This is a genomic window from Candidatus Hydrogenedentota bacterium (assembly GCA_035416745.1).
GTDB lineage: Bacteria > Hydrogenedentota > Hydrogenedentia > Hydrogenedentales > SLHB01 > UBA2224.
On record DAOLNV010000016.1, the window covers coordinates 1 to 13,712 of the forward strand.

Sequence of the window (13,712 nt, forward strand, 5' to 3'; positions counted from 1 at the left end):
ATTGTCTCCATGAAGACAAGAACAAACGCACACGGAGACACAGGGAACACGAGAATTGAATCCCCCGGAACAGAATGAGAGAGGAGGCATCAGTTCCGCGGTTGACGGGTATCAGGCTCGGCTATCTACTCAACTTCGGCGAGGCTTTGATGAGGGACAGCATTCCCCGCATCATAAACGGGGATGTTGAGTAGATTTCGCTTCGGCGTGGGCGCCATTTCCTCCGCGTCCTTTGTGCCTCTGTGTGAGCTTCCCCAATCGTCGCGCGATCCGGATTTGGGGGGAGATCGGCTCCGGATTCCCTGAGGGTTGAACGGCCTCGCCAGCCGTTTTGGCGCGGTCTACAGGCTGTGGTAGCATTAGGGCATGTCCAAGGCGGTCCTCAAGAGAAGAAGGAATACGAGGGTCATCCTGCCCGACGGCGACAAGCTGGGGTTTGTTGTGGCGTCTTTTTTTGCCACGTTAGTTCTGGCCATCAACGTTTTCTTTCTTTCCGTGCGCGCTGTCGAGGTCGCCTTCCGGGTAGCGTTGACCTTTTCGGTCTGCTGGGTTGCCACGGCCACTGTGGTGCATTACATGGTCTCGACGACGGTCATGGAGATGCACGCCGAAATGGCCGCCAGAAGAAGAGCCCGGCAAGAGGCCGAAGAAGAAGAGGAAATGGAAAGTGAAGCCGGCGAATAGAACGCGCCGGACGAGACCTCAGGAGAAGCAAATGAAATTGGCACGAACCGCCATGACCGCCGCCGTGCTCGCCGGCGTATGCCTGGGCGCATGGGCCCAGGCGCCTAAGCTCGAAGGACTGGATATCGTTCTGGATGCGGTGCCGGCAGGGCCCGTGGCGCTGGTGAACAACCAGCCTATTCCTTCCGAGGAATTCGTTGAATTGTATAAGGGGGAACTGACCCGTTACCAGCAGATGCGGCCTCAGGACACCATTTCAGATGCGTTTCGCATTGGTCTGGCGCTTCGCTGCATGCGGACGCTGATCGAAAAGGAGTTGCTGCTGCAGGAAGCCGAAAAGCGGGACGTAACGATCTCCGACGAGGTGGTCGAACAGCGGTGGGCAAAGGAAATTGAGAACATCGGAAAGCAACTCTCGCAGAACAAAGACAAGCCCCTTACCGAAGAAGAGGTTCTCAAGGAGGCCGGCGCGAAGCGTGAGAACGCCATCGCGGAGTTGCGGGAAGCCCTCCTGATCGAGAAGATGCGCGAAATCATCGCCAAGGACCAGGGCGTCACCGTCACGGACGACGAAGTCAAGAAGCAGTTCGAGGAAATGAATAAAGACGGGGCGCGGCCCTCCGACCGTGCCCATATGCGCCAGATCTTCCTGCGCGCGCCGGCCGGCGCTGGCGGTGCCGCCTCATCGGCCCGCGAAACCGCACGAAATAAGGCCCAGGAAGCCCTGAGCCGCATCCGGGCCGGCAGGAATTTCGAGGCGGTTGCCAAAGAAGTTTCCGATGAGCCGTTTCGGAGCAAAGGCGGAGACCTGGGACCCGCCCTTATCGAGACCATGCCGGATTTCATGGCGGAAGCCGCGCGCACACTCAGCCCGGGCGAGATTTCCGACGTGATCGAAAGCGAGTTCGGCTACCATATCATCCAACTGGTCGAGCTGCTTCCGGGCGAAGAGGTGACCTACGAGAAGGCGGCGCCGTTTATCAAGAGCACCCTGATGCTGCGCAAGACCAATGCGGCCGTCGAGGAGTTCTGCCGCAAAGCCACGGAAAACGAGGATGCGATTCAGACTGCCCTCGATCTGGATAAGAAACTCATTACCCATCCCGAATTGCTTGACATGCTTGATGTGGGGAAAATGCCCGCAGAGGCGCCGGCGAGCCTGCAACCGTGACGACACTGTTCCTGCTCTTCACCTGTCTTGCATCGGAGGAGCCTTACCAATGGCCCCTCGAGCTGCCTCCCGCGGTTACCTCGAGCTTTGCCGAGTACCGGTCGGGACGATTTCATGCCGGCATCGACCTGCGAACGGGGGGAACGGGTCCGGAAGTATACGCCGCGGCGGACGGCTACGTGTCGCGGATTCGCTGTGGCCCGTGGGGTTATGGAAAAGCGGTGTATCTGCGGGACGGCGGCGGCAGGACCTTTGTTTACGGCCATCTCGCCGAGTTCTCGAGCAGCCTGCGCGACTATGTGCGGCGCGCCCAGCATGCCCGCGAGAGCTACACGGTTGACCTGATGCCCGAGCCGGGCGAATTCCGGGTGAAGCGGGGCGAGTTAATCGCCCTGGCCGGCCGTTCGGGCACGCGCGTTCCCCATTTGCACTGGGAGGTGCGCGACGAGCAGAGCCGCCCCCTGAATCCGCGTCTCCTGGATATCTCATGGCCCGACGATACGCGCCCCATCATTCGAAAAGTGCTCATTGTGCCCAAAGGGACGGCATCGGCTGTCAATGGCGATGTCGTGCCCGTGGTCTTGGAAGCGCGGGCCGACAGCGCCGCCGGAAGCTTTGCCTGCGCCTCCGTCACGGCCCGGGGAGAGATCGGCATCGCCGTGGACGTGATCGATCCCGCGAACGGCGGGAGCACCGTTCTCGGCGTGCACACAGTCACGACATCCGCGGACAGCCGGGAAGTCTTCAGGGTGCAGAACGACCGCCTCTCCTACGAGACCATGAGCCACGGACGTGTGTCCTGGCATCCGTACTACCTTTCTGAAGGGCGTTTCTTGCTGCAGTGGCGATGGCCCGGCAATGACTCCGACAATTTTGCGCTATCCGAATCCAGCGGCTGGATCGAGGTGGGTGATAAGCCCCGCGATGTGCGCATCGAGGCGCGCGACTTCTTCGGCCATTCGGCTGTGTTGCCTCTGCGCGTCGAAGCGGGCATGCCCGTTCCCGAGGAGCCGGTTGCGCGGGGAAGCGGCGCGCCGGGCACGGTCAAGGTCGACTGCTTCGGCGAAGGATTGCTGGTGACGGCCCAGTTTCCCGACGCAGAACCCGAGACGCCGGTGGCGCGCTGCATAGGGATGGCATCCGGCACGGAAGCCGTTTTCCGGCGTGTGGGCCCCGGCCTGTTTCGCGCCGTGGTCGAGGCCGGGTCAGGGAGCGATGACTTCTCGCTGTCGGTCGAGCATCCGCGGTTGACGCCGTACCTGGAATCGTTCGAGGTGTTTGAACGCGGCGCTGGACGGGTTGCCGAGGTCGATGATTTGGTTATCCGTTCGGACGCCCGCAGCCCCTACGGAACGCTTTACCTGCGCGTCTCGAAGGAAACGGTTACGGCATCGCCGGGCCTCGTTGTCATGGGGGAAGGGTATCGCCTGTGGCCGGCCGACGCGCCGCTGGATGTCCCTCTCGAGATTTCTTTTCCACAGCCCGCGGGCGCTTACGAGCTTTCACAGGTACACATCTATAGTAAATCGGGGTCGGGATGGGTGCGTCAGGAAACCGGGCGTAGCGGCGGGCGCCTGACAGTGGCGGCTTCCAGCCTCGGGGTGTTTGCGCCCATGGCCGATACGATGGCGCCGGCGATCACGGCCGTTCACCCGACTGCCGAAAACACCGTCACCACGAGCGCGCGCCCTGAAATCCGGGCGCGGGTTACGGACAACGCCAGCGGGATCGCCGACGTCCAGATTACTGCAAACGGCAAGTGGCTCTTGGCGGAATATGACCCCTTTGACTCCCCGGCGGCTACCATTACGTGGCTGCGGGATGAAGACCTTCCGCTCGGCGAGAACGAGATCGTGATCCGGGCTGTCGACGGAGCGGGAAACGTGACCGTGGTGTCGCGCCGGCTCCGGATCGACGAGGAACCGGCCGGAACGCCCTGACGCGTTGAGCCGCTTTTCCTGCGGCGAACGGTTTCACGAATTCCAAGGCTTTGGGAAAGAGGCCCGCGGGACATGAGTCCGCTCCTTGAGAGACGAACCGGAGGCAGCTCCCGCGCACACCGCCGCCTCACCCATAGACGCGGCATAGGATTCCTTGTATTATAAGGCGCGTAACCACACGGGGAGTCTGCACGGGTTGCCGGGGCCGCGCCGATGATTGGGAAAGCTGGCGCCGCAGTGGCGGCAACCAGACACAGAATTGCTGGAGGAAACGGTGGGACCAGAAACCAAAATCCAGAAGTACCGCGCTACCCATCAGGTTGTGACTATGCTGCTGATTTTCCTGATGGGCGTAGCCCTCGGCTGGGTACTTCGGGGCGGCCCTGGCGTGAAGGAAGACCGGATTTCTTCCGTTGAGACCGTGGGCGCGCCCGCCGGGAAGCCCGTGGAAACGGAGGCGCCTGCTCTGCCCCTGCCTGCCGGGGAAGAAGCGGCGCCCGGGCAATCCCCGGCGCCGGCAGAGGTTGCGGCGCCGGCCGAACCGCCGGCGCCGGAAGGGCCGCCAGCGCCGGAAGGACCGGCCGAAGCCGGGGCCGTGCCCGCCGAAGAGGCTGCTGGTGCGCTCGATGTGCTTGAGGACGTATGGCCTGCGCGTCATCTGATCATTGCCGTCAACGGTTCGGCCCTGAACGCCGAGGCCAAATCGTTTCTTTCGGAGGTCAAGCCGGGCGGCGTCGTGTTGTTGAAAAACAACATCCAAAACCGCGAACAGACGATCAAGCTCGTTGCGAGCATCAAAGAGGCGGTCGGGCTGGGCAAGGAGATTTATGATCTGCCCCTCATCGCTGTCGACCAGGAGGGTGGAATAGCCAACCCGCTTAACCTCGAGTCCGCGCCGGGCGCGCCTGAACTGGGTGCAAAGCGCGACGCGGAGGCGGCGCGCGCGGTTGGCCAGCAGTTCGCGCTGTCATGCAAAGACCGCGGCATCGGCATTCTGCTGGCCCCCGTACTCGATGTGGTCTTGCCGGGCGCCCCCGAGGTCATTAAGGCGCGAAGTTTTGGCAAGGATAGGGACGTGGTCCAGGCGCTGGGGCTCGCGTTTGCCGCGGGCGTGATGGAGGGCGGCGTGGTGCCCATAGGGAAACATTATCCGGGCCACGGAGCGGCGAGACAGGAGGCGCAATCTTCCGTGCCCGTGATCGAACTGGAACGGGGCGAGGATCTGGCCAAGGTTCTGTTTCCCTTTGCCCAGGCGGTAGTCTCGGGCATCCCGGGTCTGATAGTTGGCCACATCGCAGTGCCCCGCCTGGACGAAGAGCAGCCGCAGCGTCCGGCTTCGCTGTCGCCGGTGCTCGTACATGAGTATTTGCGTAACCGTTGGGGATTCCAGGGGGTTATCGTGAGCGATGACATTGCCGTGGCGGCCTCGGCTACGGGTGGGGACATCGGGAGCGCCGCCGTACAGGCCCTGGGGGCCGGGTGTGACGCCCTGATTCTCGAAGACCCCTCGTACGAGCGGATTCGCAGCATCTGCGCGGCCGTCGACACGGCCGTAACCGAGGGCGTTCTCTCTCGCGAAAGCCTCAACGACAGCAAACGCCGCCTCGACGGTCTCCAGACGTGGCTGAAAAACCCTGTAGGACTGCCAGGCGGCGTGCCCAAACTCGAGGCGGAATCCGCTGCACCGGTCGAGGCCAAGATTGAAACACCCCCGCCCCCGGAGACTCCCTCGGAGGCTAGACCGGCGGCGGAGACAACCGCACCGCCAAAGCCGGCCGGGGCGGCTGCCCAGGCGCAGCCTGAAACCCCAAAGCCTGAGGCCGAGACCGGCAAGCCCACCTATCATGTTGTAAAGAAGGGCGATACCCTGACCCGGCTCGCGGTACAATACGGGTGCTCGATCGCCGACCTTAAGGCATGGAACAAGCTTGAAGGCGAGAAGATCCTGCTGGACCAGAAACTCCGGGTCAGCCCGCCGGCCAAAGACATGTCACGGTAGTTTTCCCTCCGCGCTCGCCAGCCCGAGGGCCGGCTGCGGCGGGTTGACAGGTGTCACGGTGTGCCGGGGCGGTCTCCGGGAGGGCCGCCGGGACCGCGCATGCCAAATCCGCCGCCGCGTCCGCCCCCAAACATCGTGAAGGGCCCGCTGAAGAAGGGGTTGTCCTGTGATTCCTTGTACGCCTGAATGATGGTGTCCTGCTCTGACCGGTTGGTGATTCCCTTGCTTGCGAGGGAATCGCGCATCACCTTGTTCTGCTGTTCCTCGACCATTGAACGCAGCACATCGGAGTTTTGCCGCATGGTATCGAAGACGGCCTGGCGTTCCTCGTCCGTCTGGGCGTCGCGAAGTTGCTGGCGCTGTTCCATGAGGCTCTGCATGTATTCGCCGATCGAAGCAATGCGTTCCTTTTCGGCGGGGTCCTTGCTTGAGGCGATCTTTTCGGTGAGGAAATCGCTCATGCGCTGTCGATAGTCTTCAACAAAGCTGCGGCGGCGCTCGTCGCGCTGTCCCTCGGTTTCGCCTTCAGGCGGCCCTTCTTCGCGGAACCGGCTGCCCCTCCGGCCGGGGCGAGGCCCTTCATCTGCCACCAACGCCTGGGCCAACTCCGAGAGGAAATTCGGGGCTTGGGCAGAGGGCAGCATGGGTTCGGCGGCGGGCGTCTCCTGCTCGGGCAGGGGGGCCGAACGGGCCTGAACGATGTCGCCCCGGAGTTTCTTGAGTTCCGCCTCGCGCACGGACAACGCGTGTTCTATCTCTACAACGCGCCCTCGTGTTTTCGCCGCAGCGCTCTCTGCCTCGGCAAGGGCGCTCTTGGCGGCGTTTGCCTTGGCCATGCCAAACCACAGGCCAATGCCTAACCCCGCCAGCAAGGCAATCACTCCGGCTATCACTGTTTTCATCGCACTTCTCCGGGCATGTTGAAGGACCAGATATCTTCTATATAGTCGCACGCTGGCAACACAGCGTCAATTGGATTTTCACCGTGCAAATTGCCCTTGATGTGGCGTATTCTCTTGCGGGCGTCTCCCATTTCTCAGAGTGTCGCACGAAGGCACGCCGGCAACCTCCGCGCCAGTGACCCTAGGGGCCGGTCGCCGCGCCGGGGTTATTCCTGAGCTTGTTGGCAGGCGACATTGCGCACGACGCGCGGGGTGCGATAGCATAGGTGCGAAACGCGTGTGGCGGCCGGAGTTTGCGGCCAGATCCGGGAGCGGCAACGCGCGAAGAACTGTGATGACACACGAAGCACTCAAAATGGACCGCGTGCCCACACTTGCCGGCGCCAGCATGGTGATCGGGCTGACCGGCTGGATGGACGGCGGCGAGGTGTCGACGGGCACGGTGGAATACCTGATAGACCTGCTCGATGCCCGGTTGTTCGCCGAGATCGACCCGTCGGGCTTTTATATCTACAACTTCCCGGGCAGCATGGAGGTTTCGTCGCTGTTCCGGCCGCATGCGGTGATCGAGGCCGGGCTTGTCGTGGCGTACCATGAGCCCCGGAACCGTTTTTACGTGGCCGAAGAGCACAACCTCGTGCTCTTCGAGGGAAAAGAGCCCAATTTGCGTTGGCCGGATTTCGCCGACTGCATGTTCGCGCTGGCCGCGAAATGCGGGGTGAGCCGCATCGTATTCATCGGAAGCGTGGCGGGGATCGTGCCGCATACGCGGGAACCTCGCCTGTACGGCTCTGTATCGGACGAGAAGTTTCGGCCGCTGTTGGATGATCTGGGGCTCGAACCCACCGACTACGAAGGTCCCGCCAGTCTGACGACATATCTGTCCGCTCTCGCGGGTGAACGGGACCTTCAGATGACAACCGTTGTTGAGGAGATCCCGGCGTACGTGCAGGAGCGCAATGTCAGATGCATCGAAGCGGTCACGCGCAAGGTCGCCGATATGCTGGGATTGGCCCTCTCCCTGGACGAACTCCACGAGGAAACCGTGGAATTCGAGCGGCGCCTGGCTGAAATTGTGGGTGGCAAGCCCGAACTGGCCGCTTTGATCCGCAAAATGGAGCAGGCTTACGACAAAGAGCTGACGGGCTCCCAGATGGACGACCTTAAGAGCTGGTTCGAGAAGCAGAATATCCGGCTCAATTGAGCTGCCGTGTTGGTATGGCGCCCTCGCGGGCGGGATGCGCCAGACGTATCCGCAGCGTTTCTCCGTGTGCCCGGGGGCTCATTTCTGGCCGAGGGGATACAATACCTTGTGCACGTCGGGCTGGCCGAAATTCTCCATGGTGACCACGGTTACCCCCGTGTCGATGCGTTTCTCGACGGGGCGCCCTTCGAGATGGTCAACCGCGGCTTTCACGCCTTCGTATCCCATTTTATACGGATTCTGCACCACAAGGGCCTGGATGACGCCTTCCTTGAGCGCGGCGATTTCCTCGTCTGACGCATCGAACGCCACGAGCTTGATCGCGCCGACTTTGCCGTCGGCGCGGATGGCCTGAGCGGCGCCGATGGCGCCGCCTTCGTTGGCCGCAAAGATACCTGCCAGGTTGGGGTTGGCGGTGATCATGTCCTGCGTGACGTTCATGCCTTTGGCGGCGTCGCTTTCGCTGTAGAGAGTCGATACCAGCTTGATTTCGGGGAATTCCGCGAGGGCTTCCTTGAATCCCTGCTCGCGCATCTCGGAGGTGGCGGCGCCTTTCACAAAGGGGATGAGACCGACTTCGCCTTTGCCGCCGATGAGCCGTGCGAGTTCGTTGCCCGCGGCTTTCGCGCCCGCCACGTTGTCCGTGGCCACGAAGGTGACAGGGTCGCCGGATTTTACGCCCGAGTCGATCGTGACAACGGGGATACCGGCATCCTTGGCGCGTTTGACGACGTCGATCATGGCGTTCTCATCGCAGGCCGCCATCACGATGGCGTCGACCTCCATCGTGATGAAATCCTCGATGATATTGAGCTGTTTGACGACCTCGGTTTCCTTGTCGGGACCTTTCCAATAGGTCTTTGCGTTGAACTCTTTTGCGGCATCTTCGGCCCCGGCCTTTACGGTGAGCCAGAAATCGTGGGTGGTGCCCTTTGGAATCACCGCAATGGTGTATTTCGCGCCTTCGGCGCCGCCGCCTCCCGATGCGGCGGGTTGCGCGGATTGGCCTCCGCACCCCAGCACCAAGGCAACCGCCAGCAATCCGAGTGTGATGCGTCTCATGACATCCGCGCTCCTATTCTTTCAATAGCCCCGATCTTCTTTTGCGGTAGGTGTCGTACGATACCAGGGCGACGACGAGCCCGCCCACGAGTATCTTCTGCCAATCTGTCTCGATGTGCAAGAGGTTACAGAGGTTCACGAGTATCTGCATGATCAGCGTGCCTGCGAGCGCGCCGATGACCGTGCCTTCGCCGCCCATCAGGCTGGCGCCGCCGATGACGCATGCCGCGACGGCTTCGAGCTCGTATCCCTCGGCGCCGGTGGGCGCGGCAATCATGGGCCGCGAACTCTCGACGATGCCCGCGAACCCGGCCAGAAGGGCGCAAATCACGAAGACGCTCATCCGGTCGCGGTTTACGGGTATGCCCGAGAGGCGGGCGCTCTGGCTGTTGCCGCCGATGGCGTAAATGGCGCGTCCTGACCGCGACGTCACGAGCATGATAGTCAGCAAAGCCACAATGGCCAGCATGAACGACACGGGGATGTACCAGCCGCGTGTGCCGCCCAGGTAGGCGAACCGGGCGGGAAACCCGCCCACGGGCGCGCCCTTCGTGAGCACCAATGCCGCGCCCCGCGCCATCATCATCATGCCGAGAGTCGAGATGAACGAAGGAATACGCCCATAGGCCGTCAGGAATCCGCTGATGACCCCGCATAAGGTGGCCGCGGCAAGACCGGCAACGATGCCCGTGGTAACGGCGCCAGGAAGCCCGCGTTCTTCGAGGGCGTTCATGGTCTTGCCGCAGACCACGCCGCTGAGAGCGGCCACGCTGCCGACCGAGAGATCGATGCCGCCGGTGAGTATCACCAGCGTCTCGCCCGAAGCCATGATCCCGAACACGGGCGTGCGGTAGGCAACCTTCTTGATGTTGCCGGGTTTGCGGAAATTCGGGAAGACCGCCGCAATGACGATGCACAGGGCCGCAAGAATCACTAGCGGCGAATGTTTGGCCAGGAATCGTTTCATATGGCTTCTTATTTCAACGGCAGCGTAACGGGCTTTCCTTCCTTGGCGGACAGATCCGCCGCAAAACAGACTTCGTGGGTACGGTACGCATCGGCCACGTTGCAGTGGGACTCCTTGTTCGTCTCGATACACGCGAGCAGATGGGCTACCTCATGGGAAAACGGGTGATGAGTCACGTCGCCGCTGTCAGGCAGCACCGTGGGGATCTGCGCCCAACCCGTCTGCCCGGGGAACTTCTTCTTCGAGAAGAGCAGGTTGTTTTTGATCGTGCCGAGCGTGCCCACGAGGTTGATATTGAACACGTAGGGTTGAGTGCACTCGATGCACGAGGCCACTTTGCCGACGCGGCCGTCGGCGAACTTGCACATCGTGCACGTCGTGGGGTCGTACTCGTATTCTTTGAAGTCCGACCCTTTGCCGAAGGTCGAATATTGATAGACTTCGGCGATCTCGCCGCCCATGAACCATCGCAACCCGTCCATGGCATGGCACCCCGCCGCCAGAAGCGAACTGCCCCCGATCTCCTTCTTGACGTTCCAGGAATAGAGTTTGTACCAGGGCCCGACGCCGTGAAAATAGTCCACTTCCCCCAAGAACACGTTTCCGATGGCATTATCGGCGATAAGGGCTTTGATGATTTCGTAGAGTGGATTCCAGCGTAGCACGAAGCTGACCACCGATTTCACGCCCGCCTTTGCCACCGCGTCGCGGATCGCACGGCAGTTCTCGAGGGAGATCGCCATTGGCTTTTCGAGGACGAGATGCTTGCCGGCCTGGACCGCCGCGACGGCGTGGTCCTTGTGCACGTGGGGAGGCGAGGCGACCACCACGATGTCGATATCATCACGACCGGCCATCTTTTCGTAGTCCGTATAGATGTCGCACGAAACGCCGAATTCCTGTGCCTTGGCGGCGGCGCCCTCTTTCGTCCGCGAGCACAGGGCGCGCAGTTCGGTTTTCGGATTTGTCATGAATGCTCGAATGTACTCTCCGGCAACCCAGCCGCTCCCAATGATCGCTGCTCCGAGTGTGTTCATCGTCTTTGTACTCCCTGGCACGGTTTCGCGCCGCGCCCGCTTTTCTTACCCTGCCGCCTCCTGGGCAGGGACACATCACAATGGGGGTAGTCCTGCGCCGGCGCGTCCGGAACAAGGCCCCCGGCCACACGCCACCGGCCGCAGCCCCCGTTTCTGGAGCGATCGCGGCAGGATCCCTCCATCGTTCCGGCGGCTACATCCCCATAGACAACCTATTGTAGCCCCCTGGCCGAACTGGCGCAAAACGGGAGTCGCGGCCGTGTGGCAGCCCGTTTCATGTTCGCCGTTGAATGGCCGGAACGTGAATGGTCATTCCGGCGGAGAGCCGGATGCATTCCGCTCGATGAAAGCACACACGAATTCCGCTACGGCCTTTGGCGCCTGTATCAGCATGAGGTGAGACGCGCCCGTGACCCACGCGAGCTGGATATTCGGCCGCTCGGGAATCTGCAACGTCTCGCGGGGCGGCCGCGGCTTCCCGCGATCGCCCCAAACCTCCAGGATTGGGACTTTCGAGCGCATCAGACAGTCATAGCCGTTCCAGCGGCGCCAGATAGCCGCGATAGCAGCCATTTGCGCATCCGAGAGATGCGCGCGCCCCCGGGCACGGTACGCTTCATACTCGCTTCTCTGCGATGGAGTAAGTTCTCCGGTGACCTCATTCGCAAAGGCTGTTTTGGCCACGGTATGGTGGGTCCACCCCTCCATTGCGATGACGCCGGCGAGCCCGGGAATCTCGCGCCCCGCAATCTCGACGGCGATCATGCCGCCGATACTGTGGCCGCCTATGTAGAAGTGCTCGAGACCCAAAGCCTCCACAACCCACAACACATCGCCGGCGAGTTGCTCGATGGAAAGATCCAGCGTGGGCGGAACATTGCCGCCCTGCCAGCAGAGCTCAATCACCACGAGGGGAAGGTCTCCCGGCAGCTCGGCGATAAGTGCCGCAAACCCGTCAAAGGTCCCCCAAGTCCCGGGTATCAGCACCAGCACGGGTCCGTCGCCCTTCCGTTGGCGGCAGTTCATGTGCTTCCCGTCCGGAAGCGTGAAGACTCTTTTTTCGAAGGGCGCCGGCTCCTGGACACGTTCGGGGACGGATGCGTGTTCCTCGGCGGCAGCGCACAATATCACCAGGCCGGATAAAGCCGCCAACCCTACAATGGCAACGACAGAAACGTGTTTGTCCATCCGGGTCCTCATTTCTTCTGAATGCACGCTCATGGCGGAGACGCACACGATCATAGCACTATGGCCAGCGGGATCGAAGCCGTCTACTGCCTGTCGCGCAACCGGCCGCGGGGAGCACAAGAGAGACCGACAGGACCTCGCGCGCCCGTTGGCCTCGCCAGACCGGTATCGTTGAAAGAGCCGTTTTGGCGGCTCCGGGGATATTGCTATGGTCCCCTGGGAAGTAACGCGCTAGAACACCCGGCGGGCGTATGGGATTTTCCGAACGGAAAGGGCGACGGCAAAACTCGCGGCCAATGCTATGGGCGACAAGACGACGAATTTCGCGAGGGGCGGCAGCGCCCAGTCACGAAACACAATGCTCACCGCAACCACGATAGGCGGATGGAAAACATACAAGGCATAGGCGGCGCCGGCCAGTTCCCGCTCGATTCTGCCGGCTGTGTTCCATTTTACTCGCATGATGCCCAACAACGCTGCAATGATGGCGATGCCGGTGGCCTGTTCCCAGAAGGCATAGGCAAAGGACTGCCAATGCGGCCCGCCCAAGAAGGGCGCTACCTCGCCCGACACCGCGCCTCCGGCCAGGAACAGCGCTGGAAAACCAGCCAGCACCATTGCCCCGGCGAACAGAAGCCAGCGTTTGGCCTGCTGGAATGCGATGGGCTCACGCAGCCCGTTGCGCGCGGCTAGTATCCCGAGCGTGAACAGCGCAATGTACTGGGAGAAATGCGCCACGTTGAATCCCACTACGGGCAGGGCGCGGCCGACAGGGAACTCGAGGCGCACCAGAAACGTGACAAAGCTCAGGCACAGGATGAACGTCGCGATGTGGGCATCTTTCAACGCAAACGGTCTCTCGTCAATGCCTGCTCGCAGCCCGTCGAACGCCTGACGGGCGGCCGCATACAGCACGCTGAAACAGCCCAACGCAACCAAGAACCACATCGCGCCGACGCCGCGCCCATAACCGTTGCGCAAGATATCGAGAAACGAGAGATGCGCCGGTTTCCAGGATTGCGCGAAGTACCACGTCAACGGTTCGAGAAAAAAGATATACAGGACCAGCGGAATGCCCAGCCGGACTAGGCGCTCCTCAAGAAAGCGCCCCGTTCCCTTTCGCTCGAGGGTGCCATACGTGAAATAGCCCGATATCAGGAAGAACATGCCCATAAAGAAGGACTGGCATGTGGCTGTGAAAAGCGTCAGGAAATAACTCGCAGGAAACTCCGCTTTCGTCTCGATATAGGCCCAAGACCCCACTGCCCCGTAGGTTACGGACAGGTGAAACAGCACTACCAGCGACGACAGGATGATCCGGATATTGTCAATATAAACGAGGCGCGGGGTTGCACCCGCCCCGCCACTTGCTTCTGCCCCTCCGGCTTCGCTTGAGGACTGCATGAACGTTCCCCCTAAAAACCGCTGATGGCATGCTGTTGGTGTAGCAGATGCCGACCCGATTCCTGCCGCGTAAGGCTACTGGATGCGCCAATGGCCGTTCAAGAACGAGGCTGAACGGAGAGGGGGGCCCGGGAGCCGTCACGCGCGTTGGCGG

The 13,712-nt window shown here is 61.9% G+C and carries 11 protein-coding genes; 5 read left to right on the plus strand and 6 right to left on the minus strand.

Features of this window, described 5'->3' with window-relative positions; translation table 11 throughout:
- Window positions 1-366 precede the first annotated feature (366 nt).
- The 4 genes from PLJ71_07515 (at window position 367) to PLJ71_07530 (ending at window position 5,794) form a co-directional block, all read left to right on the plus strand.
- Window positions 367-684, plus strand: coding sequence for a hypothetical protein (locus PLJ71_07515; GenBank protein HQM48522.1), 318 nt, complete (start codon window positions 367-369; stop codon window positions 682-684).
- 31 nt (window positions 685-715) lie between these two features.
- Window positions 716-1,855: a peptidylprolyl isomerase gene (locus PLJ71_07520; protein ID HQM48523.1), complete on the plus strand. Its 1,140-nt coding sequence runs from the start codon at window positions 716-718 to the stop codon at window positions 1,853-1,855.
- Window positions 1,852-3,795, plus strand: coding sequence for a M23 family metallopeptidase (locus PLJ71_07525; GenBank protein HQM48524.1), 1,944 nt, complete (start codon window positions 1,852-1,854; stop codon window positions 3,793-3,795). The genes PLJ71_07520 and PLJ71_07525 overlap by 4 nt, the downstream gene beginning before the upstream one ends.
- Window positions 3,796-4,069: 274 nt before the next feature.
- Window positions 4,070-5,794 (plus strand): glycoside hydrolase family 3 N-terminal domain-containing protein, encoded by a 1,725-nt coding sequence (locus PLJ71_07530; protein HQM48525.1) that lies wholly within the window; start codon window positions 4,070-4,072, stop codon window positions 5,792-5,794.
- Between the two features lie 53 nt (window positions 5,795-5,847).
- On the opposite strand, the gene PLJ71_07535 is transcribed toward PLJ71_07530, so the two are convergent.
- Window positions 5,848-6,696, minus strand: coding sequence for a hypothetical protein (locus PLJ71_07535; GenBank protein HQM48526.1), 849 nt, complete (start codon window positions 6,694-6,696; stop codon window positions 5,848-5,850).
- 334 nt (window positions 6,697-7,030) lie between these two features.
- Here PLJ71_07535 and PLJ71_07540 point away from each other — a divergent pair, with 334 nt between their 5' ends.
- Window positions 7,031-7,900 carry a PAC2 family protein gene (locus PLJ71_07540; GenBank protein ID HQM48527.1) on the plus strand — a complete coding sequence of 290 codons (870 nt, stop codon included), beginning with the start codon at window positions 7,031-7,033 and terminating at the stop codon, window positions 7,898-7,900.
- A gap of 78 nt (window positions 7,901-7,978) precedes the next feature.
- Here PLJ71_07540 and PLJ71_07545 read toward each other — a convergent pair whose 3' ends face one another.
- The 5 genes from PLJ71_07545 to PLJ71_07565 all read right to left on the minus strand — a co-directional run bounded on the left by PLJ71_07545 (window position 7,979) and on the right by PLJ71_07565 (window position 13,558).
- Complete coding sequence (locus tag PLJ71_07545; GenBank protein HQM48528.1) at window positions 7,979-8,962, minus strand: ABC transporter substrate-binding protein; 984 nt, start codon at window positions 8,960-8,962, stop codon at window positions 7,979-7,981.
- Window positions 8,963-8,975: 13 nt separating this feature from the next.
- On the minus strand, window positions 8,976-9,929 hold the full coding sequence (locus PLJ71_07550; GenBank protein HQM48529.1) for an ABC transporter permease: 954 nt from the start codon (window positions 9,927-9,929) through the stop codon (window positions 8,976-8,978).
- 8 nt (window positions 9,930-9,937) lie between these two features.
- Window positions 9,938-10,966, minus strand: coding sequence for a Gfo/Idh/MocA family oxidoreductase (locus tag PLJ71_07555; GenBank protein ID HQM48530.1), 1,029 nt, complete (start codon window positions 10,964-10,966; stop codon window positions 9,938-9,940).
- 309 nt (window positions 10,967-11,275) lie between these two features.
- Entirely contained in the window at window positions 11,276-12,154 is an 879-nt protein-coding gene (locus PLJ71_07560; GenBank protein ID HQM48531.1) for an alpha/beta hydrolase, read from the minus strand.
- Window positions 12,155-12,385: 231 nt separating this feature from the next.
- The gene (locus PLJ71_07565) at window positions 12,386-13,558 is read right to left on the minus strand and encodes an acyltransferase family protein (GenBank protein ID HQM48532.1); all 1,173 of its coding nucleotides are present in this window, start codon (window positions 13,556-13,558) and stop codon (window positions 12,386-12,388) included.
- Between the last annotated feature and the right edge of the window lie 154 nt (window positions 13,559-13,712).